This window comes from Photorhabdus bodei (assembly GCF_003287735.1).
GTDB lineage: Bacteria > Pseudomonadota > Gammaproteobacteria > Enterobacterales > Enterobacteriaceae > Photorhabdus > Photorhabdus kayaii.
The window spans coordinates 226,116-249,831 of sequence record NZ_NSCM01000001.1 but is presented as its reverse complement, the minus strand read 5'-3'; the positions used below and the strand labels follow the sequence as shown (position 1 = coordinate 249,831).

21 protein-coding genes, 1 tRNA gene, 1 other RNA gene and 2 pseudogenes are annotated in these 23,716 nt (G+C 42.3%); 11 read left to right on the top strand and 14 right to left on the bottom strand.

Going from position 1 to position 23,716, the window contains the following annotated elements:
- The 3 genes and pseudogenes from CKY02_RS01035 to CKY02_RS26585 all read left to right on the top strand — a co-directional run bounded on the left by CKY02_RS01035 (position 1) and on the right by CKY02_RS26585 (position 822).
- Entirely contained in the window at positions 1–474 is a 474-nt protein-coding gene (locus tag CKY02_RS01035) for a YwqJ-related putative deaminase (RefSeq protein WP_338015619.1), read from the top strand.
- Positions 475–536: 62 nt separating this feature from the next.
- Positions 537–677 (top strand): annotated as a pseudogene (locus tag CKY02_RS25410) (RNA-guided endonuclease TnpB family protein); the annotation flags it as partial.
- Positions 637–822: a zinc ribbon domain-containing protein gene (locus CKY02_RS26585; protein WP_420800715.1), complete on the top strand. Its 186-nt coding sequence runs from the start codon at positions 637–639 to the stop codon at positions 820–822. The pseudogene CKY02_RS25410 and the gene CKY02_RS26585, both read left to right, overlap by 41 nt.
- Here CKY02_RS26585 and CKY02_RS26500 read toward each other — a convergent pair.
- Positions 806–1,183, bottom strand: a complete 378-nt coding sequence (locus CKY02_RS26500; RefSeq protein ID WP_338015616.1) for a HigA family addiction module antitoxin — start codon at positions 1,181–1,183, stop codon at positions 806–808. The genes CKY02_RS26585 and CKY02_RS26500 overlap by 17 nt on opposite strands.
- Before the next feature lie 352 nt (positions 1,184–1,535).
- Between CKY02_RS26500 and CKY02_RS01020 the strand changes: the two are divergent.
- Positions 1,536–1,604: pseudogene (locus CKY02_RS01020) on the top strand (RNA-guided endonuclease InsQ/TnpB family protein); the annotation flags it as partial.
- Positions 1,605–1,716: 112 nt separating this feature from the next.
- Here the strand turns inward: CKY02_RS01020 and CKY02_RS01015 are convergent.
- From CKY02_RS01015 to CKY02_RS00965, 11 genes are all read right to left on the bottom strand, one after another.
- Entirely contained in the window at positions 1,717–3,102 is a 1,386-nt protein-coding gene (locus tag CKY02_RS01015; protein WP_112893888.1) for a GntP family permease, read from the bottom strand.
- Positions 3,103–3,104: 2 nt separating this feature from the next.
- Entirely contained in the window at positions 3,105–4,070 is a 966-nt protein-coding gene (gene denD / locus CKY02_RS01010; protein WP_112893887.1) for a D-erythronate dehydrogenase, read from the bottom strand.
- Between the two features lie 72 nt (positions 4,071–4,142).
- Positions 4,143–4,910 (bottom strand): DeoR/GlpR family DNA-binding transcription regulator, encoded by a 768-nt coding sequence (locus CKY02_RS01005; RefSeq protein ID WP_112893886.1) that lies wholly within the window; start codon positions 4,908–4,910, stop codon positions 4,143–4,145.
- A gap of 12 nt (positions 4,911–4,922) precedes the next feature.
- The gene (gene otnI / locus CKY02_RS01000) at positions 4,923–5,702 is read right to left on the bottom strand and encodes a 2-oxo-tetronate isomerase (RefSeq protein ID WP_112893885.1); all 780 of its coding nucleotides are present in this window, start codon (positions 5,700–5,702) and stop codon (positions 4,923–4,925) included.
- 18 nt (positions 5,703–5,720) lie between these two features.
- A complete protein-coding gene (gene otnC / locus CKY02_RS00995; protein ID WP_112893884.1) occupies positions 5,721–6,362 on the bottom strand; it encodes a 3-oxo-tetronate 4-phosphate decarboxylase in 642 nt (213 codons plus the stop codon).
- Positions 6,355–7,632, bottom strand: coding sequence for a 3-oxo-tetronate kinase (otnK, locus tag CKY02_RS00990; protein ID WP_112893883.1), 1,278 nt, complete (start codon positions 7,630–7,632; stop codon positions 6,355–6,357). Before otnK ends, otnC begins: the two co-directional genes overlap by 8 nt.
- Complete coding sequence (gene ltnD, locus CKY02_RS00985; RefSeq protein WP_112893882.1) at positions 7,632–8,537, bottom strand: L-threonate dehydrogenase; 906 nt, start codon at positions 8,535–8,537, stop codon at positions 7,632–7,634. Before ltnD ends, otnK begins: the two co-directional genes overlap by 1 nt.
- A gap of 393 nt (positions 8,538–8,930) precedes the next feature.
- Positions 8,931–9,066: non-coding RNA, RtT sRNA (locus CKY02_RS00980), on the bottom strand.
- A gap of 43 nt (positions 9,067–9,109) precedes the next feature.
- Positions 9,110–9,194: transfer RNA gene (locus tag CKY02_RS00975), tRNA-Tyr, on the bottom strand.
- Between the two features lie 251 nt (positions 9,195–9,445).
- A complete protein-coding gene (gene purU, locus CKY02_RS00970) occupies positions 9,446–10,294 on the bottom strand; it encodes a formyltetrahydrofolate deformylase (RefSeq protein ID WP_112893881.1) in 849 nt (282 codons plus the stop codon).
- 47 nt (positions 10,295–10,341) lie between these two features.
- Complete coding sequence (locus CKY02_RS00965; protein WP_112893880.1) at positions 10,342–10,821, bottom strand: YchJ family protein; 480 nt, start codon at positions 10,819–10,821, stop codon at positions 10,342–10,344.
- Between the two features lie 157 nt (positions 10,822–10,978).
- Between CKY02_RS00965 and rssB the strand changes: the two genes are divergently transcribed.
- The 4 genes from rssB to CKY02_RS00945 all read left to right on the top strand — a co-directional run bounded on the left by rssB (position 10,979) and on the right by CKY02_RS00945 (position 15,736).
- The gene (gene rssB / locus CKY02_RS00960; protein WP_112893879.1) at positions 10,979–12,004 is read left to right on the top strand and encodes a two-component system response regulator RssB; all 1,026 of its coding nucleotides are present in this window, start codon (positions 10,979–10,981) and stop codon (positions 12,002–12,004) included.
- A 393-nt stretch (positions 12,005–12,397) separates the two neighbouring features.
- A complete protein-coding gene (gene galU / locus CKY02_RS00955; protein ID WP_112893878.1) occupies positions 12,398–13,345 on the top strand; it encodes a UTP--glucose-1-phosphate uridylyltransferase GalU in 948 nt (315 codons plus the stop codon).
- Positions 13,346–13,370: 25 nt separating this feature from the next.
- Positions 13,371–14,714, top strand: coding sequence for a UDP-glucose dehydrogenase family protein (locus tag CKY02_RS00950; RefSeq protein ID WP_112893877.1), 1,344 nt, complete (start codon positions 13,371–13,373; stop codon positions 14,712–14,714).
- Between the two features lie 8 nt (positions 14,715–14,722).
- The gene (locus tag CKY02_RS00945) at positions 14,723–15,736 is read left to right on the top strand and encodes an NAD-dependent epimerase (protein ID WP_112893876.1); all 1,014 of its coding nucleotides are present in this window, start codon (positions 14,723–14,725) and stop codon (positions 15,734–15,736) included.
- Between the two features lie 298 nt (positions 15,737–16,034).
- Here CKY02_RS00945 and hns read toward each other — a convergent pair whose 3' ends face one another.
- A complete protein-coding gene (gene hns, locus CKY02_RS00940; RefSeq protein WP_112875865.1) occupies positions 16,035–16,439 on the bottom strand; it encodes a histone-like nucleoid-structuring protein H-NS in 405 nt (134 codons plus the stop codon).
- 643 nt (positions 16,440–17,082) lie between these two features.
- On the opposite strand from hns, the gene CKY02_RS00935 reads away from it, so the two are divergent.
- On the top strand, positions 17,083–17,688 hold the full coding sequence (locus CKY02_RS00935) for a thymidine kinase (RefSeq protein ID WP_112875866.1): 606 nt from the start codon (positions 17,083–17,085) through the stop codon (positions 17,686–17,688).
- 130 nt (positions 17,689–17,818) lie between these two features.
- Here the strand turns inward: CKY02_RS00935 and adhE are convergent, their stop codons facing one another.
- Positions 17,819–20,452: a bifunctional acetaldehyde-CoA/alcohol dehydrogenase gene (adhE, locus tag CKY02_RS00930; RefSeq protein ID WP_112893875.1), complete on the bottom strand. Its 2,634-nt coding sequence runs from the start codon at positions 20,450–20,452 to the stop codon at positions 17,819–17,821.
- A gap of 411 nt (positions 20,453–20,863) precedes the next feature.
- On the opposite strand from adhE, the gene CKY02_RS00925 reads away from it, so the two are divergent.
- Together CKY02_RS00925 and CKY02_RS00920 are read left to right on the top strand one after the other, a co-directional pair.
- Positions 20,864–21,508, top strand: coding sequence for a YchE family NAAT transporter (locus CKY02_RS00925; protein WP_112875868.1), 645 nt, complete (start codon positions 20,864–20,866; stop codon positions 21,506–21,508).
- A 554-nt stretch (positions 21,509–22,062) separates the two neighbouring features.
- Positions 22,063–23,700 (top strand): ABC transporter substrate-binding protein, encoded by a 1,638-nt coding sequence (locus tag CKY02_RS00920; RefSeq protein WP_112893874.1) that lies wholly within the window; start codon positions 22,063–22,065, stop codon positions 23,698–23,700.
- The last annotated feature ends 16 nt before the right edge of the window (positions 23,701–23,716 follow it).

The window sequence follows — 23,716 nt, the reverse complement described above, 5'->3', positions numbered from 1 at the left end:
ATACAACAAAGTGATGAGGCCGAAGCTTATAAGATTATTGACATTGAGTCCTTTATTTCAGGGATAAGAGATATGTATGGTAGGGTAAATACACCTTTGCATCCAGTAATAGAATCTTTGATCAGAAATCATATTATCAACAACGACCGTATATTACCGACGATGGCGGGTATTGCTGGTTTGCATGCAGAGGTACAGGCACTGAATAATTTATTGATTTTAGAAGATAAAAAGGTAGGGAAAATTATTGGAAGTCGGAAAATAAGCGAATATATACGGGATATGCTGAAATCATCTATTTTCACTCAGCGATTAACAACTAAACAAGCTGGAGATAATTTTGCTGCTTGCCATAATTGTTCGGGGATATTGTCATCACCCGTCAATGTCGTTACTGGTAAGGTAACAAGTGCGGGAAGTGATTTTTCATCAACATTATCTCGATATAAAACACCGCAAGAATCTCCAATATAAAATAGTATTCTTTTTTATGCCTGAGTATTTAACTTCTCAGGCATTTTACTTGCTTCTTATGAGTGCTTGACGGTGCAATCAAAATACCGAAATTACCGCCGGTAGAAGCCCGGCTGCATTGTGAAATTAACGGGGAAGTGAAAAGCATCACAATCACTCGCACTGCAACAGGCAAGTATTACGCCTCAATACTCTGCGCGGATCTGGCGATGTCCTTGTTGTGGTGTCGAACATGATCGTGATATCAACGCCGCGATCAGGGGTAGTGACCGGGTAGCTGCGATAACCGCCAACAAACGCAGGGCTGGCGTAGCCCCGCATTTACTATTGCTTAAAGCTTTGAGATGACCTGCGACATTTCGTCCTGTTCGCCATATAAAACGATCCCGGACGTGTCGATTTGATTTTCCAACTGACGCAGGTCATAAGCGTTCTGGAGACGCAGCCAAAACTCAGGTGTACTTCCCAGCGCGGCGGCAATACGAATTGCCAGTCGTGGAGTTAACGCAGTTTTACCGGCAAGAAAACGCGATAAGGAAAGCATGAATGGATAAGCTTTGATTTTCTTGATTTCACCTTCAGGCCGAGAAAGGCAATGGCAAAACAGGGGGCAGTCTTCACAAGTTTTGCTCCAGCGATCAGCAAGAAGGCCTTGAAGCGGATTGGTACGAGAATTAAGAAATGGAAAATTCAAACATGGAGCGGACATAATGCCCATGAAATTGCTCTGGCCTTAAATCCGGTGATCAAGGGATAGTTCAACTACTACAAGCACTTTGGTAAGTCAGAACTGTATCCGCTGGTGCGGAGACTTGACTTTGCGCTTGTGCGCTGGGCACGAAAGAAATACAAGAAACTTAGCAGAAGTTACCGGAAAAGCGCAAAATTTCTAAAGAGATTGCAACAGCAAAATCGGGGACTTTTCGCACACTGGTATATTCTGGCTCAGGGCTGAACGATAAGAGCCGTATGAATCGAGAGGTTCAGGTACGGTTCTGTGAGAGCCAGGAGGGGAAGCGCCTTCTGGCTACTCGACCAGCTACCCGGTCACTACCCCGATCAACATCCAGCATAAGGGCATACTGGAATTACAGGCGGCGGGACTCGTCGTTTCTGCCCACAGAGGCCAGCGCGACGGTTGCGGCCTGAGAAGTGGGAAGTCTCGCCGTTTTTTACGGCGAGGAGCAGTCACCCTCCCACTTATAAGGAGGCTAAATGATAGTTTTGCTAATGATTTGGTATTTATAACACTAGATCCAAGATGATGACACCACACAAGCCAATCGCCCATGCAATAGTGGTTGGTATTGACCAAACGATCATCTGTTGTTTGGCATCTTTGATTCCCATCATGCGGTTAACGACCCAGAATAGGCTGTCATTAAAATAACCGAAGAATAACGAACCCATCGTTGCTGCTTGTGCGGCAACCAACATGTTGATCCCCGGAATTTGACTAATAATTGGCGCGGAAATAGAAGCGGCGGTAATCATTGCCACAGTGCCGGAACCTTGAATTAAGCGAACCAGTGTTGCGATGATAAATGGAATCAGCACCGGTGTTAGGGGAAGATTGGCTACATATTGCGCCAGAATGGTGCCGGTACCACTTTCACGCAATACCGCGCCTAACGCACCGCCTGCTCCTGTCACTAATAAAATAATACCGGCAGCCTGTAAACCTTCTTCCAGACGGTCAATGACTTCATGTTTATTGGCTTTTGGCATCAAGGTATAAACCGCCAATAATACACTAATGGCTAAGGCAATAACTGGTGCGCCAAGGAAATCGAATATCTGAAAATAGAAGTTGTTTTCTTGTCCAGTAAAAGTTTCAGTGTTTAATAACAGGCCATTAATGGCTTTAATGAAGATCAAAACAATAGGGATAATAATCGGCAACAGGGAAAGAAATAGGCTCGGTAGTGGTTTGTTCGCCTTCTCTTCCATGTAGCATTGGTGGATTGCTTGTAGATCTTGAGCTTCTTCGGCTTCATCAATGGGTTGAAATTCAGGATATTTTACTGCTAACCATTTGGCATAAAATACAATGCCGATAACGCAAGGTACCGCCAGAACCATACCGGTTAACATCATGGCACCGACATCTACACCGAAAATACCAGCAACTCCCAGTGGCCCCGGTGTTGGCGGAACAGTGTGATGGGTAACAACCAATCCGCCGGCCAAGGCCACGCCAAGCGTTAGAAGATGACGTTTTCCCTTTTTTGCGAGAGCCTTTGCCAGTGGATAGAGAATAACAAAGGCAGAGTCGACGAAAATTGGGATACTGACGATATAACCGGTGATCGCTAATGCCCACTCTTCGCGTTTTTTACCTAACCATTTGATAAAACTGTAGGCTATCTGTTCCGCGGCACCGGAAACTTCCAGCACCCGTCCCATCATGACCCCTAGACCGATAACAATCCCAATACTGCCCAGTGTGGAGCCAAAACCTTTAGTCATAACATCAATGGTATTTGCTGCGGTTAAGCCACCCGTGAGCCCGGCAATCGCTGCGGCAATTAGCATTGCTAATAAAGCATGAACACGGGTACGTAGTACCAGAAAGATCAACGTAAATACGGCAATACCCAGACCAATGACCGGAATGTAGTGTTCCATAATTAGCCTCCAGCTTGGGACAGGTTATTGGAGATAAAAGCACGGATTGCATCACTGAAAGTATTATCAACATGAAAACCCAGTGATAAGCCACGGTTGATATCGAAGTGACCCGGCCAACTGGCAACAATACGGTTAATGTTTTCGTCTGGTTCAAAGCGGATGAGATCCACCGCTTTCTGCCCGGCAATCTCGGCCAGTGCATCAATCATGTCCTGAACTGTGACGCTAATACCCGGTAAATTAACTGTGCGGGAAAGACCAAATTTTTCCGCCGGAATTTGAGCTGCATGTATAAAGTTGCGGATCACGGTTTCAGGGCTGGAAAGCCATAAAGTAAGATCGCGGGAAACTGGACAGATACTGCTTTCTCCGTGCAGAGGTTCACGGATAATGCCACTGGCAAAAGAGGAGGCTGCTTTGTTTGGTTTACCTGGGCGGATACTGATTGTCGGTAGACGAAGTACTCGGCCATCAACATATCCTTTGCGGGAATAGTCGTTAATTATCAATTCACACATGGCTTTCTGTGCGCCATAGGATGATTGAGGATTAACCGCACACTGATCCGTAATGGTTGATGGTAATTCTCCGCCAAATACGGCCAGGGAACTGGTGAAGATAAATTTCAATTTTGGATTTTTAGCCCGTGCAACGTTTAATAAGTTGCGAGTAACATCAAAGTTAACTTGCAAGCCGAGATCAAAATCGCTTTCAGCGTGACTACTGACAATGGCGGCGAGATGGAATAATACCGCACTGTTTTCATCGATCAGCTTTTCCGCGGCTCCTGATTGAGTTAAATCCAGTGCCAGACACTGAACGCGGGGATCATTAACGGGTGAAACAGGACATTGAATATCGGTCAATATGAGTTGGTCGAAATTTAATGTTTGATTGTTGTTTAGTAAAGCGCTGGCTAGTTGCTGACCCAGAAAACCTGCTCCACCAGTGATTATCATTTTCATTGTGGCTCTCCTTGTTTAATAGCGTTGGGCTATTTACTTATAGGTTATAGGGTATAGTAGGGTTCTTATCCTTTATACGCTGACGGTATGTAATATCAGATTATGTTCTCGTAATTGTTGCTGCACTTTCGGCGGAAGCTGGCTATCACAGACAATATCATCCAAACTCGAAAGCGGGCAGACCCGAAACATGCCGTATTTGCCATATTTACTGCTATCAGACACCAAAACACGTCGGCGGGCGATTTCCAATACTGCTTGTTTGACTAAAACTTTTTCTTCATGCGGCGTGGAGACACCATGCTCCAGATCCCATGAGCTGGTGCTAATAAAGGCAATATCCACATTTAAGTTGCGAAGCAACATAGCGGCGATAGGGCCAACACAGGAATGATTTCTCTTATCTACTAGCCCCCCGGTATGGAACAGATTTAATTGGGGTTTGTTCATCAGATATTGGGTAATGGAAAAATCGTTCGTGATGATAGTGAGGTTAAAACGCTCAGCCAGGACTCTGGCAATTTCAAACGTGGTGGTGCCAGCATCAAGATAGACCACTTGTCCATCTTCAACCATAGATACTGCATATTGACCAATTTCCCGCTTATGACGATGATTAAGCTGGGCTTTTTCATTCCAAGGCAATTCCTGACGTAAAACATCACTAAGTTGCACACCGCCACTGACACTAACGACTTTTCCTTCCTCCTCCAGAGTGCGGATATCCCGCCGTACTGTCATATGTGAGACGTTCATCAGTTTAACCAGTGTACTGATAGAAATTGTCCGATATTCATGTACATAGCGATAAATGAAGTCTCTACGCTCTGATGGAAGCATATCTTCTCCTGATTATTTCTGTGCTTTGGTCAACCAATCCAGACCATCTTCGGTGTAACCAGCGGGGTGATATTCACAGCCCAACCACCCTTGATAGCCCATTTCATCCAGTTTGCTAAATAGCCACGGATAGTTCACTTCGCCGCTATCGGGTTCGTGGCGTTCAGGCACGGAGGCAATCTGGATGTGACTGAATTTTCCCCATAGACGTTCAATAGTGCGTAGCAAATCCCCTTCCATGATCTGGCAGTGATAAAGATCCAATTGGATAAGAACATTTTGCCGATCAATTTTTTTGAGTAATGTTTCAGCCTGATGCTGAGTTGTCAGAAAGTAACCCGGCATATCACGAGTATTAATCGGTTCAATTAATACGTTGATGTTATGTTCTGCCATGACATCAGCGGCATATCGAATGTTTTTGATATAACACTCACGTTGTTGTTCTGGTGTGAATTGTTCATGCAATTTCCCGGCCATGGCATGAACTTGCTTGCAATTCAGAGCCAGTGCATATTTCAGAGCTATTTGTGTACCTTCAACAAATTCTTTTTCACGGCCAGGCATAGAGGCTATTCCTCTTTCTCCCGCCGCCCAGTTTCCGGCGGGCATGTTGAATAGAGCTTGTGTTAATTGATGCTGTTTTAATAGGGCAGCAAGCTCTTCCGCTGCGACTTCATAAGGAAACAGATATTCAACGCCTTTAAATCCAGCTTTGGCTGCACGGGCAAAACGTTCTGTGAAAGGTACATCATTGAACATCATGCTCAAGTTTGCCGCGAATTTAGCCATGACGAATTCCTTGTTTGTTCACTCAGTTTTTGGGTAACGAGTTTCAAGTTCTTGTACTTGCTCTTTATTTAATGTCGTGAAGCCGTGTGGCAATAAGGTTAAATAGAGCCGCGCGGTATTTTCCAATTCCTCTGCGTTGAAAAAAGCTTGCCGTAAAGTTTTGCCGCCGACAACAGGTCCGTGGTTTGAGAGGAGGATTGCGTTGTGTTTTGCGGCCAGCTTCGCAATTTCTTCACCGATTCTTTCATCTCCTGGTGGCAGATATTTGACCAGAGGCAGTTTTCCGACCCGCATTACATAATAGGGCGTAATGGGTGGTAGACAGTTACTTTTGTCCAGATTGGGTAGGCAGGAAAGGGCGGTTAACCAAGGGGAATGTAGATGGACCACCGCATGGCATTCGGGACGGTTGCGGTACATTGCCAAATGCATGGAAACTTCTTTTGTGGGTTTGTCACCGGATAGCCAATCACCTTCTGCATCTAGCTTACTCAGGCGATCAGCTTGCAAGTCACCAAAACTGGAGTTGGTCGGCGTGATGATAATCGTGCCATCTTCCAGTTTGGCGCTGATGTTACCTGCACCGCCACTGCTATAACCCCGGTAGAACATTGAACGAGCCCATTCGACTAACTCTGACCTTAGTGCTTGCTCACTCATGAAACATCTCCTGTACATGCAGGAAGAAATCGATATTGCCGAAGTTACCTGATTTCAATGCCAGCCAATAATTGTGTTGTCGATCGTGTACCCAAGGTACGCCGGGAGCAATGGGGGCGCCGATACTGAATTGTTGGATGTCCAGACTTTGTACTATCTTACCGGCAGTCTCGCCGCCTGCGACAATAAAGGTATTGAATCCTAGCTGACGCAGGCCTTTTACAACGTTGGCGAAGGTGTTTTCTATTGCTTCACTGGCAGTAGTTGCACCATATTGTTGCTGGATTTTCTGTAATGTTTCTGGCGGGTGAGTTGCGTATAGCATCGGTGCCAGATAGTTTTCGGATTGCTGAATAACCCACGCAACCAGCTTTTCGGCATATTGTGGATCATTGATGCATGAATCAATATTTAGGGCTTTAGTTGGGGCGAATTTCTGATATAGAGCAACTTGTTTGTTGGTCATGACGGAACAACTGCCAGAAAGGATCACGGTGCGTCTATTCTCGGCGGGTGGGGTTGCCCCTTCCTGTTGGCATGGCATCAATGGCTTACCGGTGTCTGTGCTGGCAAGGGCAGCACCAAGACCAGAACCACCAGTGATTAATTTCAGCTCTGATGCCGCTTTGGCAATAGGCAGTAGGTCATTCATGGTGAGGGTATCTGTTATTGCGTAGCGTATGTTTTGTTGTTGTAAATGATTTAGCCTCACGCGGATTGCCTGCTCGCCTTGGTGTACACATGCCAGATCCACCAGATCTGCTTTCCCTTGAGCTTGTTGTTCTATTAGGCGCAGTAGATTGGCATCTGTCATTGGTGTCACCGGATGGTGCTGCATACCACTTTCATTAAGTAGTTGACCGTTGACAAATAGATGCCCATGTACAACTGTTCGCCCGTTAACGGGAAGGGCAGGGGAGATTAGCGTGATGTCTGTTTGTAGTTCATCCATCAGGGCATCAGTGACCGGCCCAATATTGCCTTTGCTGGTAGAGTCAAAAGTTGAGCAGTATTTGAAGAATATTTGTTGACAACCTGTTTTCTGACGTAACCAGCGGCAGGATTTCACCGCGTTATTCACGGCTTCGTCTATCGGGCAGGAACGGCTTTTCAGGCTGATAACGATAGCGTCAATATCCTGTGGAATGGAGGTATTTTCATCAGGTGTATCCAATAGCTGGACAACTCGCCAACCACTTTGTGCCATAAAACCGGCGATATCGGTTGCGCCGGTAAAGTCATCAGCGATAACGCCCAATTTAATGGTCATTATTTTTTCTCCGGCAAAGTGATACCTTTAAATGTTTTGATAACCGCGCTGTCATCCCATTGGCCGAAACCTTCATTACTGGCAGCGAGGAACATTTGATGTGCAGTGGCTGATAATGGTAATGGGAATTTCAGATCCTTACCTGTTTCTAAGACTAATCCCAGATCTTTGACAAAAATGTCTACGGAGGATTTAGCAGTGTAATCCCCAGCCAGAATATGGGGAACGCGGTTTTCAAACATCCAAGAGTTACCAGCCGCGTGGGTTACAATGTCGTACATCAGCTCCAAGGAAATGCCGGCTTTGGCCGCCAATGCCATACTTTCAGCTGCGGCAGCAATATGTATACCGGCAAGTAATTGATGGATTGTTTTGACGGTAGAGCCTTGACCAATTTCATTTCCAACATGGTAGAGACGTTCGGTGGTGGCATCAAATACGGGTTTTAGTTGTTCAAATAATGCGGGTTCACCGGAGGCCATAACGGTGAGTTGGCCTTGTTCAGCTTTTAGTGCGCCACCTGAAATAGGTGCGTCCAGCATGTTTAGATTGTATTGGCTAAGACGATGGGCAAAATTTTTAGCCTGTTCTGCGGCAACGGTACTGTGAAGCACAATGATAGTACCGGCTCTTAACTGGTTGACTAACGGTGTTTCGCCTTCAAACAGTATGCTTTCTATTTGAGCGCCATTGACGACAACAAGTAAGATAGCATCTAGCTCTGATGCCCAATTTGCGGCGCTGTTTGTCGCCGTTTTAGCGCCTGCTTGTAGTAGTTGGTCACAGGCTTTTTGGTTTAAATCAAATCCATATGTGGGAATACCCGCGCGTATTAACGCGCGGGCAATTCCCATGCCCATAGCCCCCAATCCTATAATTCCTATTTTTTGTATTGATTGGTTCATGATGGTTCCCTGGTGTTGTTGTTATAATTTGTTATTCTTTTATAATTATTTCACACATCATTTCACAAATATACGATGATTATCACATTCGAAAGCTCGCTGCTTGAAGGTGGTTTTTATTTTAATTGATTGATTTATATGGTTTATTGTTGATTGTTGCAAAATGTTAAGCTTCACATAAAGATGTGATAAGAAATATCATTGTGGGTACATTAAGGTTGGATGAGCGCATGTTTCGTTGAGTCCTTTTAAAGATGTTAATTAGTCTCTGGAGCTGTTTAAGGATAGATAATTTAGGGGGATATATAGGTAGACTGCTTTTGGAGGAATTAAGGGGGTATTGGATGTTAACTTAGGAACTTAGGTTTGTTTGTAAGGCTCGAAGGATATTTATGGTGGTGGGGGAAGGATGACTCGTCACTGCGTTCCTCGCCCTGCGGGCCAACGCGCCGCAAGCGTCGCATTGTTGTTTCGCTACGCTCAACTCGAACCTTAGCGAAGGTTCTCACCTTCCCCCAAATGAGGAGTATGTTCTTATTGGGTTTGTTTTTGTAAGGCTTGAAGAATATTTATGGTGGTGGGGGAAGGATTCGAACCTTCGAAGTCTGTGACGGCAGATTTACAGTCTGCTCCCTTTGGCCGCTCGGGAACCCCACCAGATTTTGAGAAGTATCGCTGTTGCTTACAGCGGACGGAATCATATCAGATGAACCGCTGCTGTAAAGTAGATATTTAAAAATAAGTGATTATATGCTGATTTTCCACCCTTATTGATCTTGTTGTGAGCAAATGATCGGTCTGTTTGTTGGTGGTGGGGGAAGGATGACTCGTCACTGCGTTCCTCGCCCTGCGGGCCAATGCGTCGCCAAGCGCCGCATTGTTGTTTCGCTGTCCCAGTTAATTCAGCTTTAAAGAATTACAGTACGGTTGCCGTAAACAAAAACCCGCTGAGCAAGAACCCAATATAAAGCATGGCTCAGAACATTTTTTTCAACATCCCGGCCCGCTCTCATCATATCCTCAGCCGTGTATGTGTGGTCTATGTTAATGACATTCTGAGTAATAATTGGACCTTCATCCAGATTATCATTCACATAATGCGCTGTTGCACCGATGATTTTTACCCCTCTCTCATAAGCCTGATGATAAGGACGCGCCCCGATAAATGCCGGTAAAAATGAGTGGTGAATGTTAATAATCTGATTTGGATAATGCTGGACAAATTCTGGTGTCAGTACTCGCATGTATTTAGCTAATACCACGTAGTCAGGCTTGTATTGGTTAATTTGTGCAATCAGTTTTTCATCGTGTTGTTCACGGGTTAAACCCTCGTGACTGATTAAATGGAAAGGAATGCCAAATTGTTCAACCAATGATTGTAATGTTGTGTGGTTGCCGATAACCGCCGCAATTTCAACATCAAGCCCGTCATAAGCGCTTTTCATGAGCAAATCCCCAAGACAATGCGCTTCTTTTGTCACCATAATGACAATACGTCGACGCCCCGCACTATTTAATTCCCGTTGAGAACCCACCGGTAGTGCATCATCTAAATCAGCAAGAAATGTCTCATCATTGAAAATTCCTTCAAGCTCAGTACGCATAAAAAAGCGGCCAGTACGATGATCGACGAATTCATTATTCTGAACTATATTCAGTTGGTGTTTGTAGCAAATATTAGTAATTTTGGCGATCAGTCCTTTGGCATCAGGGCAAATAGTGCGTAAAATTTTCTTTTGTATATGTTGGTGCTGCATGAATGGGATTGTCCTTAAATATTTTGCGTTTTCTGTTTATGGGTCTCTTAACCACAACATTTTTTGTATTTTTTACCCGAACCACATGGGCAGGGGCTATTACGGCCAATTTGAGGTTTTACGTTATCAATAGGTTTTACACCATCAATATAGTACCAACGCTGGTCTATACGAAGAAAACGTGAGCGCTCATGAATAAGTTGCTTATCTTGGGATTTCTGATCAAGAAAGCAAGCTGAAAATTCAACATAGGCTTCGTTATCATTTTCGCCTTTTTCAGTTGTAATGACATGTAGTCCGAGCCACTGGGTAACAATAAAACTCTGTTCTATATCTAAACGCCACTTTTCAGCCTGGCAGTCAGGATGCCAACTGGTAATTAGATAATCGGCGTTGTGCTTTACATAGGCACTGTATCGGGAACGCATCAGTGATTCGGCAGTTTGGGCAAATTTTATGTTTTGGAGATAAGGGGAACAGCAATCCGCAAAATCTATTCCATTACCACAAGGACATAGCTCTGTCAAAATAACTCCAATTGTAAAGGGTGAAATACCATTTTTATGGGTTTTCTATTGCAAAGAAACGTAAGAGAACAAATGATAGTCACTTAATTGAACTAATATGAGTGATAGTACCTAAGAAAAGGTGAAGGTCGCAATATTAAGGTAAGGGAGCGTATTTATGGAAAAGGCATTGGCAGGCAAAAAAATTCTGATTGTGGAGGATGAACCTGTTTTTTGTTCTTTGCTGGCAGGGTATTTGCGAACGTTGGGCGCTAAGGTATTAGTCGCATCTAATGGCGCTGTTGCACTACAGGTGCTAGGACGCGAAGCTCATGTTGAACTTATTTTATGTGATTTAGATATGCCGGTCATGAATGGCATTGAATTTATTGCGAAATTGACGAATGAGGGTATTAGCATTCCAGTTATTATTATTTCAGCAACTAACAAGATGGCCGAAATTGATGAAGTGCTTCGTTTGGGTGCAAAAGATGTTTTATTAAAACCAGTTTCAGATCTTAATGAGATAAAAAAATCGGTGTTGGCCTATTTACATCCTACGGTCTTTATGTCTGGTGCGATTGAACAGAATAACTTGAATAAAGATTGGTTAACCCTAAAGCATAATTCAGATGAAGCATTAAATATGCTTAAGCAGTTGCAACCCCCAGTTTCTCAAGTGATTGCCCACTGTAAAGTCAATTACCGAAAATTAAATATGATTGATAATCCAGGATTAATTCTCGATATGGCGGCGTTATCTGACAATGAATTAGCTTTTTATTGTCTAGATATTAGCCGTTCAGAAGAGTATGGTGTGATTTCAGCATTATTACTTAGAGTCATATTTAATAGTTTGTTACAAGAGCATATCATCCACCATTCCCGACGTTTACCCAATATGGCAGGTATTCTAAATAGAATTAATAAGTTACTGGAAGGTGCAGGGTTACAAGGGCAATTTCCATTGCTGTTTGGATATTATCATACAATCAATAAAACGGTTCTGCTCACTTCTGCGGGGTTACATGCCAGTATTAAGTCGGGTAATCGCCAAATCCAATTAGACAGTGGTGTTCCTCTTGGGACATTGAGAACGATTTGTTCGAACCAAGTTTGTTCTCATAGTGCTGAATGGCAATGTCGGATTTGGAATACAAATAGTCAAATAAATCTGATGCTTTCTTCAATGTATTCTGGGTGAATATTACCAAGGTGGAATTTTGTTTAAAATGGATTTTAAACATCAAGTCACGGTAATGTAATTAAGCAGAATGGTGATGTTTATCGAAGAGAATTAGCTGGTATACTCCGCCTATTATGCTTGGAAATCTATCTAATCAGGCTATTTTATTTGCCGCTCTTTAGTACAAAGAGCGGGTTTAGCACTGCTCAGATAAAAGTGATAACTTTTTGAGTGGTCAGAAGGGTGAACCAAGCAGTGAACTTTTGTATGCATTGGTTCCTGCGTGCTGTTCGTGTGCGCGGTTTATTGACATAAAATAATCAGTAATAGTGATACCTTATTAAAGAATTGGCACTGATTTTGAGTTGAAGACGGATTTGTTTCAGCCAAAAAACATCGGGAGAAAGGTTAATGCCATCAGTAGAAAAACGATCAGTAGACAAAATATCAGTAGACAAAATAGTAAAGAAAGCCGTTATTCCAGTCGCAGGCTTGGGAACGAGGATGTTACCTGCTACGAAAGCAATTCCTAAAGAGATGTTACCTTTAGTAGATAAACCGCTTATTCAGTATGTTGTTAATGAATGTATTGCCGCTGGCATTAATGAAATTATCTTGGTGACTCATTCATCAAAAAATTCAATTGAAAACCATTTTGATACCAGTTTTGAGTTAGAAGCTATCCTTGAGAAAAGGGTGAAGCGTCAGTTATTGGACGAAGTTCAATCTATTTGCCCAAGTCATGTCACTATTATGCAAACTCGTCAGGGAATTGCTAAAGGATTAGGACATGCGGTGTTATGTGCCAAGCCTTTAATCGGTGATGAACCTTTTGCTGTGATACTGCCTGATGTTATTCTTGATGAATACAGTACAGATCTGACCAGATATAATCTGAGCGAGATGTTGGTTCGGTATAATGAAACGGGCGCCAGCCAGATATTAGTAGAACCTGTACCTCATGAAGATGTTTCCAGTTATGGTATTGTCGATTGCCAGGGAGAAAATCTGCAACCCGGCGACAGCAAGCTAATTAAGCGCGTAGTTGAAAAACCTCAACCTAAAGAAGCACCATCAAATCTTTCCATTGTTGGCCGTTATGTGTTGTCCGAGAAAATTTGGTCATTATTAGCAAAAACAGCGCCAGGTGCCGGTGATGAAATTCAACTCACTGATGCAATTGCCATGTTAATAGAAAGGGAGCCTGTGGAAGCCTATCATTTGCAGGGTGTAAGCCATGATTGCGGTAATAAGCTTGGTTATATGCAGGCATTTGTCCAATATGGTATGAAACATCATGCTTTAGGCAAAGAGTTTACTGATTGGTTAGTGGCTTTGCAGGATCAAGCTAAAGAATAATCTTGTGGAAATTTTTAGGTATCATATGAAAGTTACAGTATTTGGTATTGGCTATGTTGGCCTGGTTCAGGCTACGGTTTTAGCTGAAGTAGGGCATGATGTCCTTTGCATTGATGTAGATGAAAATAAAGTTGAGAACCTGAAAAATGGTCAAGTCCCCATTTTTGAGCCTGGTTTAGCGCCACTGGTTAAGAAGAATTATGAAGAAGGCCGTCTGAATTTCAGCACTGATGCAAAAGCCGGTGTTGCTCACGGTAAGTTACAGTTTATTGCGGTAGGTACGCCTCCCGATGAAGATGGTTCAGCGGATTTGAAGTATGTCTCCGCCGTTGCCCGTACTATTGCGGAGTACATGGATAGCTATAAAGTTATTATTGATAAATCCACGGTTCCTGTTGGTACCGCGGATAAAGTTAATGCGGTTGTCAATGAGACTCTGCGTAAACGCAATATTGATATCCCATTTGATGTGGTTTCTAACCCGGAGTTTCTCAAAGAGGGGGCCGCTGTTGCGGATTGTATGCGCCCTGAGCGGATTATTATTGGGTGTGACAACGACAGAGTCGTTGACCTGATACGTGAGTTGTATGAGCCATTTAACCGTAATCATGATCGTATGATTGTGATGGATATCCGCAGTGCGGAACTGACTAAATATGCTGCTAACTGTATGTTGGCAACGAAAATCAGTTTTATGAATGAGATATCTAATTTAGCTGAGATGCTTGGCGCTGATATTGAGCATGTTCGTCAAGGAATGGGTTCTGATTCCCGTATTGGCTATCATTTTATCTATCCGGGCTGTGGTTATGGTGGCTCATGTTTTCCGAAAGATGTGCAGGCGTTAATTCGTACCGCAGAGCAAATTGGCTATCAACCCAAGATTCTTCTTGCTGTAGAACAAGTGAATGAGCTGCAAAAGAGTAAATTACCTTATTTTGTCAAACGCCATTTCGGGGAGGATTTATCCGGTAAGACGTTTGCGGTCTGGGGATTATCGTTCAAACCGAATACCGATGATATGCGTGAAGCATCAAGCCGTGTTTTGATGGAAGCATTATGGCAGGCCGGAGCCAAAATACAGGCTTACGATCCTGAGGCGATGCAGGAAGCTCAGCGTATTTATGGTCAGCGTGATGATTTATTATTGATGGGGACTAAAGAAGCAGCGCTTAAGGGAGCCGATGCCTTGATCATTTGTACTGAATGGCAAAGTTTTCGTGCGCCAGATTTTGATGTCATCAAAGAGTCTCTCAAAACGCCGGTTATCTTTGATGGCCGGAATCTCTATGATCCTGAACGCCTGCAATCCCGAGGTTTTATTTATTATGGGATTGGTCGTGGTGCATCCATTAATCCGGTTATCTGAGTAATACAATGAAATTCTTAGTCACAGGCGCTGCTGGTTTTATTGGCTTTCATGTGAGCCAGAGATTATTGCAAATGGGGCATGAGGTTGTGGGTATCGACAACCTTAATGACTATTATGATGTGAATCTCAAACAAGCACGGTTAGATCTATTATTTGATAAGTCAGGTTTTAAATTTGAAAAGCTAGATTTAGCTGACAGAATAGCCATTCCCGATCTTTTTTCGCGACACCAATTTCAGCGGGTTATCCATCTGGGAGCTCAGGCGGGTGTTCGTTATTCGTTGCAAAACCCAATGGCTTACATTGATTCGAATATAATAGGGCATATCAATATCCTGGAAGGTTGCCGTTATAATAATGTTGAGCATTTATTATATTCTTCTTCTAGTTCTGTTTATGGATTAAATAGAAAGCAACCGTTTTCTACAAATGATTCGGTTGATCATCCAGTTTCACTATATGCGGCAACGAAAAAATCAGATGAATTAATGTCTCACAGTTACTCTCATCTTTATCAGTTGCCAACGACAGGCTTGCGCTTCTTTACAGTATATGGTCCGTGGGGACGTCCTGATATGGCTTTATTTAAGTTCACCAAGGCCATGTTATCAGGGCAGCCTATTGATGTTTATAACCACGGTAATATGGTTAGAGATTTTACGTATATAGATGATATCGTTGAATCAATAATCAGATTGCAAGACATCATTCCCACACCAAATGAGAGCTGGATGGTTGAGGATGGGCAAATATCTGCCAGCTCTGCCCCTTACTGTATTTATAATATTGGTAATGGTCAACCAACTAGACTAGGTGATTTTATTGAAGCAATAGAAGAATCATTAGGCATTCTGGCTAAGAAAAATTTTATGCCCATGCAAGATGGTGATGTTCTGTCGACCTGTGCTGATTCAAGTGACATTTTCCAAAAAATAGGGTTTGCCCCAAATACATCTGTGAAGCAGGGTGTGAAGCAGTTTGTAGAGTGGTATTTGAGTTTCTATCATAAGTCTAAATAAGATAAGGAGCCGTTGGCTCCTTATCTATTGAATCAACGACAGTGACCAGAGAGAAGTAAATAGTTGTGTCTGTTTGATTATTAATTTATCTAGGCATTGGCTAGGTGAGTAACTAGCCTTGCTTTACCATAAAGAAATGATACAAAAAACGGGCAACTCGACTAAATTCTTCTCAAGGATACTTATCTCGCTTATACGATAGACGTTAATTCTTTTGTCAGCTAAGTTGTTTTATAATAAAAACACCCTTCTATTTTAAAAGGGTGTTTTTAATTAAATTAACTTGAAAAACAATGGATTAGAGTAAGAAACTTTCCAGCGTTCTTCCTTCTTCTTCAATTGCTTTTTTGATAACAGCAGGTGTACGTCCTTGACCAGTCCAAGTTTTAGTTTCACCATTTGTATCAACATATTGGTATTTAGCTGGACGTGCAGGACGTTTTGCTTTACCAGCAGATTTGCCGGAGCTCATTGTCTGAAGCAATTCGCTTGGATCAATTCCTTGGTCAAGAATCATTTTACGAACTTCTTCCAATTTACGTGTACGTTCCTCTAATTCAGCTTGTACCTGACTTTCTTCTTCACGACGTTCTTCAACAACGACGGTCAGTTTTTCAAGTATTTCATCTAAGAACTCAAGTTGGCATTCTCTTGCTTGGGCTCGTAAAGTACGGATGTTATTTAGGGTTTTTAAATCGCTCATTGTCCTGGTCTCAAATTATTAATGATGATGGCGGATGTGGATATAATAATAGAATGCTATTTTATTTTCTGCAATAGTCAATTTCTCATATTCCGATAAAATGGCTCTTTTTTTTAAACGTAATTTCTTTACAAAAGTTATATAGCGCTTTTTATACAGCTATTTCGATTGTCATTCCCCAATAACATGTTCAGGGTACCTTTAACAAAGAGGGACATGATAATCTCTCTAATTTATAAACCAGGTATATACTAAATCGGTAAGTAATTTTAACTGTTTCTTATCATACCTGCTAAAGCAGGATAATACTAAGTTAAAAAAAACTTATGACTAATCCATGAGTTATCGTTGATTTACTGTTACCGTTTTCTGGAAGTAAATCACGCACATTATTAATTTGCATACGATATGCAACAAATCAGACTGGCTTTCATTTTTTAATTTAAACATGAACATTTGTCATTCAAATGCGCTTTATTACTCGGCTGGTGTGATGGTGGTCATGAATCATTAAGACATCACTAAGCTAAATATTTCGGTATATCAACCAGTACAGCTTACTGAGATGGATAATCACAACTCAAGTTTATGGTAAACTCATCTGACTATATGGCTTTATAAATTTTGTTAAGGGGCAGGGTTGATGGCTCAACTTTATTTTTATTACTCCGCAATGAATGCTGGAAAATCGACATCCTTGTTGCAATCCTCTTATAACTATAATGAAAGAGGGATGAAAACGCTGGTTTTTACCGCGGAAATTGACACCCGGTTTGAAAATGGAAAAGTCAATTCTCGGATTGGATTATCTTCTGATGCGCTTCTATTTAGTCAACAGACAGATATTGGTGAGTTGATCAGAAATGAAAATAAGCAGGCAAAAGTGCATTGTGTGCTTATTGATGAGTGCCATTTTCTCACGAAAGCACAGATTGAACAGATATGTAAGGTGACCGACTACGATGATATTCCGGTTCTTTGTTATGGGCTGAGAACTGATTTCAGAGGCGAGCTTTTCAGTGGTAGCCAGTATCTTCTGGCGTGGGCTGATAAGTTAGTTGAATTAAAAACTATTTGCTATTGTGGACGCAAAGCGAACCGTGTATTACGTTTTGATAGCGAAGGTGCGGTCATTTATGATGGTGAACAAGTTGATATCGGTGGCAATGAAAAATATGTGTCTGTTTGCCGTAAGCACTATATGGATGCTATTAGTGAGGCGAGGAAAAACAGAAAAGACAGCATGTAATGGATAGACTTTCTGTGAAGCGGTCGGATGCTCTGTTTGAGAGTTTGTATTAAGAATAGAGCAGCGGTAAGTTAAAGGGTGCTGATATCAGCACCCTTAAGTGGTATTTAATCAGTTAATGAATTTGTTCTTATTGGCTTTTTTCTGTTGCAACGGTTTCTGTAAATTCTCGTCCATAGTATGAATCCAACAGCAATTGTTTCAGCTCGGAAATCAGCGGGTAGCGCGGATTAGCACCGGTACATTGGTCGTCGAAGGCATCTTCGGATAACTTATCAATTTTTGCCAAGAAGTCAGCTTCTTGAATGCCTGCTTCACGGATAGATGTCGGGATACCTAGCTCAGACTTGAGCTCTTTCAGCCAGGCTAACAGTTTTTCAATTTTTGTGACAGTATGGTCACCAGTAGCAGATAAACCGAGATGATCGGCAATTTCAGCGTAACGACGGCGGGCCTGTGGGCGATCATATTGACTGAATGCAGTCTGTTTGGTTGGGTTATCATTAGCGTTATAACGAATAACATTACAAATCAGCAATGCGTTAGCCAGGCCATGCGGGATATGGAACTCAGAACCCAGTTTATGCGCCATAGAGTGGCATACCCCCAAGAAAGCATTAGCAAATGCAATCCCTGCAATAGTTGCTGCATTATGAACCCGTTCACGAGCAACTGGGTTAGTGGCCCCTTCATGATAGCTGGTTGGGAGGAACTCTTTCAGTAGTTTTAGCGCTTGCAGTGCTTGTCCGTCAGAGTATTCGTTTGCTAAGACTGATACATAAGCTTCCAAAGCGTGAGTGATGGCATCTAACCCACCAAAAGCACAGAGTGATTTCGGCATATCCATGACTAGATTGGCATCAACGATAGCTATATTAGGCGTCAATTCATAATCAGCCAGTGGATATTTCTGACCGGTTGCATCATCAGTGACAACGGCAAATGGTGTCACTTCAGAACCGGTGCCGGAAGTTGTGGTAATGGCGACCATTTTCGCTTTAATCCCCATTTTGGGGAATCTATAGATGCGTTTACGGATATCCATAAACCGTAGAGCTAGCTCTTCGAAATGAGTTTCAGGGTGTTCATACATCACCCACATAATTTTGGCCGCATCCATTGGGGACCCTCCCCCCAGGGCAATAATGATGTCCGGTTTGAATGAGTGCATTTGTTCCGCACCCTTACGAACAGTGCTTAGGGTAGGGTCTGCTTCAACTTCAAAGAAAACTTCTGTTTCTATCCCATGGGATTTCAGCACATCAGTGACTTGATCAGCATAACCATGATTAAATAAGAAACGGTCTGTTACGATAAAAGCGCGTTTTGCACCGTCGGTTGCAACTTCTTCTAATGCCACAGGCAAGGAGCCGCGACGGAAGTAAATTGATTTCGGAAGTTTATGCCACAGCATATTTTCTGCTCTTTTCGCCACGGTTTTGGTATTGATGAGATGTTTGGGCCCGACATTTTCAGAGATGGAATTTCCTCCCCAAGAGCCGCAACCTAGTGTCAGAGAGGGAGCAAGCTTGAAGTTGTAGAGATCACCGATACCGCCCTGAGAAGCAGGAGTATTCACGAGAATACGAGCTGTTTTCATTTTATCGCCGAAATACTTGATTCGTGCCGCCTGATTGTCCTGATCGGTATACAAGCAGGAAGTGTGACCAATTCCGCCCATTTCAACCAATTTTTCTGCCTTTTCTACGGCATCTTCAAAGCTATTACCACGATACATAGCGAGCAGTGGAGACAATTTTTCGTGAGCAAAGGGTTCTACTTTATCAGTCAAACTCACTTCTCCAATCAAGATCTTGGTCCTTTCAGGAACATTAATGCCTGCCATTTCGGCAATTTTTGTTGCAGATTGACCAACAATTTCCGCATTTAGACTCCCGTTTTTCAGAATGATATCTTGAACAGCTTTCAGTTCCTTGCCTTGTAACAGATAACCGCCATGAGTAAAGAAACGTTTACGTACTTGATCATACACTGCATCCACCACGATAACGGATTGCTCTGAAGCGCAGATGACGCCGTTGTCAAAGGTTTTAGACATCAGAATAGATGCAACAGCACGTTTAATATCAGCTGATTCATCAATGACAACCGGGGTGTTACCGGCACCGACGCCGATTGCGGGCTTACCAGAGCTGTACGCCGCTTTTACCATACCTGGGCCACCGGTCGCCAGGATTAGATTGATGTCTTGGTGGTGCATCAATGCAGTGGAAAGTTCAACGGAGGGTTCATCAATCCAGCCAATAATATCTTTTGGCGCACCAGCGGCAACCGCAGCGGATAGAACCAATTCTGCTGCTTTAGTTGTTGCTTTTTTGGCGCGTGGGTGAGGTGAGAGAATAATACCGTTACGGGTTTTTAGGCTGATGAGGGCCTTAAAAATAGCGGTAGATGTTGGGTTGGTGGTTGGCACGATACCGCAGATTAAGCCAATAGGCTCGGCGATAGTGATGGTGCCGAATGTTTTATCCTCAGACAAAATGCCGCAGGTTTTATCATCTTTATAAGCGTTATAGATATATTCGGAAGCAAAGTGGTTTTTGATTACTTTGTCTTCGACAATGCCCATACCGGATTCTGCTACGGCTAATTTTGCTAAAGGGATACGTGCATCTGCCGCTGCAAGGGCCGCTGCGCGGAAGATTTTGTCAACTTGCTCCTGAGAAAAGTTAGCAAATTCACGTTGTGCTTTTTTTACCCTGGCAACGAGTTCGTTCAGTTCAGTAACATGAGTTACAGTCATAAAGAAGTACTCCTGAAAAATATTAAAAATCTTTTAATATCAATGAATAAGTATTTTTTAGACTATTTAACCTGGTGATTTTTTGGTAACTACAGGTTACCATTTGGTATTAAATATATATTGATCTTAATCACATAAATCCCCAAGCTGATTCCTTTCAGCTTGAGTCAGTGATAATTATTATTGATTGGGTTGTAAATAGCGTTAAGAGGTTGAATTTTTAATCTAATAAAAATATCGGGTTAACAACTTGTTATATAAGATATTTTAAATTAAAAAATGCGTTGTGGTCGATGGAAAAGGGAACTTCCTCAGTATAAAGTGAAGAAAAAATTAAGTTTTCTATGATTTTTGGGAGAGCAATCATGAGAAGGTTTTTAACAACACAGCGTAACTCAATAGAGGTTCTTTGTGGGTGACTTACTGCTGGATCTGCCTGGTTACATTAAGTTTTTTGTTGGGCTGTTTGCACTGGTCAATCCTGTTGGTATTTTGCCGGTTTTTATCAGTATGACTCACTACCAAGCCCAATCGGCTCGTAATAGAACTAACTTTATCGCCAATATTTCTGTTGCCATCATTTTATGGACAGCTTTGCTGTTAGGTGACTCGATACTGCGTATGTTTGGCATTTCCATTGACTCTTTTCGTATTGCCGGTGGGATTTTGGTTGTGACCATCGCGATGTCGATGATTAACGGTAAACTTGGAGAGGACAAACAGAATAAGCAGGAAAAATCAGAAACAGCCGTTAGAGAAAGTGTTGGTGTTGTGCCGCTGGCATTGCCGTTAATGGCAGGTCCCGGTGCAATCAGTTCTTGTATTGTCTGGAGTTCTCGTTATCAGGGATGGCAGAATTTTATTGGTTTGATGATTACCAGCGCGTTGTTTGCGCTTTGCTGCTGGTTATTATTTCGATCCGCACCTTTAGTCGTCAAATATCTTGGGCAAACAGGCATTAACGTTATCACCCGAATTATGGGACTGCTATTGATGTCTTTGGGAATTGAACTGATTGTGACAGGGATCAGAGCGCTATTCCCAGGGTTGCTTTGATATGATTTATGATAAAAGGTGTTAGCTTTCATTCTAGTGAAATTACAAATTATAATATTCTTATCATTTTTATTATAAAGCCTATTTCATAGGCTTTTCTCCCTTCTTTTATCGGTACTTCCTGAATTTTATACAAATAACCCAATATTTTTCTAAATTATTCTTTCCTGTTAGTTCGATGTGTAACTGGTTGCTTCCACCACTGTTTTGTGATGAATGTAGGTTTTTAATTTGCATTGATTGCAATTTGTTAAAATTATGTTTATTTTCATCTTTGGTCTAGCTTTGTTTACTATTTTAGTTAAGTTTTAAGTTAATAATGCTATACATATCAATTTGTTATAATGAATTTTGGGATGTTTTATCAATTAATGTAATAAGTCGTACTAAGTTGCTTGTAAGGATGATTTTTACAATATGAGAGCGATATTTTAACAATAGATATGATAAGTTGCCTTTAATATTTAATCCGTTACTTTGGGCTAAATAATGTGAAGATACCGGCCTTGATGGGATATGTGGAATGAACAGATCCATCAAACTGGAGGTAAAAAATGAAGATCAAACAATTAAAATTACATAAGTTTATTTCCTGTATATTTTTATTATCAGCGTTTCCTGTTACCGCCGTGTCTGCCGTTGAACTTCCAGATGGTGTGAAACTTGCGGATAAACAACAAATTATTATTAATAATGGCGCAGAAGTTGCCTCGCTTGATCCACATAAAGTCGAAGGTGTACCAGAAAGCAACATTATTCTTAATCTCCTGGAAGGGTTAGTGAGGACGGGTTCTGAGGGAGAAGTTGTGCCAGGTGTTGCGACCCATTGGGAAAATCAGGATTACAAGGTATGGACTTTTTATTTGCGTGATAATGCTAAATGGAGTGATGGAACGCCTGTCACTGCTCACGATTTTGTCTATAGCTGGCAACGGTTAGCTGACCCAAAAGTGGGTTCACCTTATGCCAGCTATCTTCAATATGCTTACGTTGAAAATATTAGTGATGTTCTAAAGGGTAAAAAATCGCCTGATCAGTTGGGGGTAAAAGCGCTGGATGATCATCGTTTGCAGGTGACTCTGACGCACCCCGTGCCTTATTTCGTCAGTATGCTCAGTCATACGGCAATGAAACCCGTCAAAAAGGATGTGGTCGAAAAGTTAGGTAATAAATGGACGCTACCAGAAAACTATGTGGGTAATGGGGCGTATCTGTTAAAAGAGTGGGTGGTCAATGAGCGGATAGTGATCGAACGCAACCCGCGATATTGGAACAATGCAAAAACAGTTATTGATCAAGCGACGCTTTTACCCCTTCAATCCGAAACCAGTGATATTAACCGCTATCGTAGTGGAGAGGTAAATATCACCAACAGCGCCATTCCGCCGACTCTGTATCAGAAAATGAAAAAGGAGCTCCCTGAACAGGTTCGTGTCAGTCCATATCTTTGTACGTTTTATTACGAAATTAACAACAAAAAACCGCCATTTACTGATGTTAGAGTCCGCGAAGCTGTCAAATTAAGTCTCGACCGGGATATTATCGCTGGAAAAATTATGGGGCAGGGGCAAATCCCGGCTTATGGTTTCACGCCAACATTTATCGGTGGTGGCGATTTTGTTAAGCCAGAATGGGCTAATTGGACACAGGAGCAGCGCAATAAACGCGCCAAAGAATTGTTAGCCCAAGCCGGTTTCAATCAGGCGAATCCATTGAAATTCACCTTGTTGTACAACACCTCTGAGCAAAATAAACAACAGGCTATTGCTGCCGCTTCCATGTGGAAAAAGAATCTGGGAGCGGATGTGATTTTGCAGAATCAGGAATGGAAAACCTCTCTTGAAAGCCGCCATCAAGGGAATTATGAGGTGACCAGAGCAACCTGGTGTGCCGATTACAATGAACCTACCGCATTTTTAAACATGTTGTTGTCAGACAGTAGTAATAACACCACTTTCTATCAGAATAAAAATTTTGATAGCTATCTGGAACAGGCGCTACTCGCTAAGGATGCTATTGAGCGTAAGAAATTATATCAACAAGCCGAGTTTCAACTGGATAAAGACTCGGTGCTGATTCCCGTTTATTACCGGGTGAGTGTACGGCTTGTTAGCCCATCAGTGGGAGGTTTTTCAGGGAAAGACCCATTGGATTATATGGATATTAAGCGACTGTATAGGATAAAAAATTAGACAGTAGCTTTATTCA

What these genes read in the sequence shown, in the direction of transcription:
- CKY02_RS01015 (WP_112893888.1), bottom strand. Translation starts at nt 3,102, where the DNA reads ATGGAACACTACATTCCGGTCATTGGTCTGGGTATTGCCGTATTTACG.
- CKY02_RS01005 (WP_112893886.1), bottom strand. Translation starts at nt 4,910, where the DNA reads ATGCTTCCATCAGAGCGTAGAGACTTCATTTATCGCTATGTACATGAA.
- CKY02_RS00950 (WP_112893877.1), top strand. Translation starts at nt 13,371, where the DNA reads ATGAAAGTTACAGTATTTGGTATTGGCTATGTTGGCCTGGTTCAGGCT.
- otnC (WP_112893884.1), bottom strand. Translation starts at nt 6,362, where the DNA reads ATGAGTGAGCAAGCACTAAGGTCAGAGTTAGTCGAATGGGCTCGTTCA.
- CKY02_RS26500 (WP_338015616.1), bottom strand. Translation starts at nt 1,183, where the DNA reads ATGTCCGCTCCATGTTTGAATTTTCCATTTCTTAATTCTCGTACCAAT.
- otnI (WP_112893885.1), bottom strand. Translation starts at nt 5,702, where the DNA reads ATGGCTAAATTCGCGGCAAACTTGAGCATGATGTTCAATGATGTACCT.
- otnK (WP_112893883.1), bottom strand. Translation starts at nt 7,632, where the DNA reads ATGACCATTAAATTGGGCGTTATCGCTGATGACTTTACCGGCGCAACC.
- ltnD (WP_112893882.1), bottom strand. Translation starts at nt 8,537, where the DNA reads ATGAACCAATCAATACAAAAAATAGGAATTATAGGATTGGGGGCTATG.
- purU (WP_112893881.1), bottom strand. Translation starts at nt 10,294, where the DNA reads ATGCAGCACCAACATATACAAAAGAAAATTTTACGCACTATTTGCCCT.
- galU (WP_112893878.1), top strand. Translation starts at nt 12,398, where the DNA reads ATGCCATCAGTAGAAAAACGATCAGTAGACAAAATATCAGTAGACAAA.
- hns (WP_112875865.1), bottom strand. Translation starts at nt 16,439, where the DNA reads ATGAGCGATTTAAAAACCCTAAATAACATCCGTACTTTACGAGCCCAA.
- rssB (WP_112893879.1), top strand. Translation starts at nt 10,979, where the DNA reads ATGGAAAAGGCATTGGCAGGCAAAAAAATTCTGATTGTGGAGGATGAA.
- adhE (WP_112893875.1), bottom strand. Translation starts at nt 20,452, where the DNA reads ATGACTGTAACTCATGTTACTGAACTGAACGAACTCGTTGCCAGGGTA.
- denD (WP_112893887.1), bottom strand. Translation starts at nt 4,070, where the DNA reads ATGAAAATGATAATCACTGGTGGAGCAGGTTTTCTGGGTCAGCAACTA.
- CKY02_RS00935 (WP_112875866.1), top strand. Translation starts at nt 17,083, where the DNA reads ATGGCTCAACTTTATTTTTATTACTCCGCAATGAATGCTGGAAAATCG.
- CKY02_RS00920 (WP_112893874.1), top strand. Translation starts at nt 22,063, where the DNA reads ATGAAGATCAAACAATTAAAATTACATAAGTTTATTTCCTGTATATTT.
- CKY02_RS00945 (WP_112893876.1), top strand. Translation starts at nt 14,723, where the DNA reads ATGAAATTCTTAGTCACAGGCGCTGCTGGTTTTATTGGCTTTCATGTG.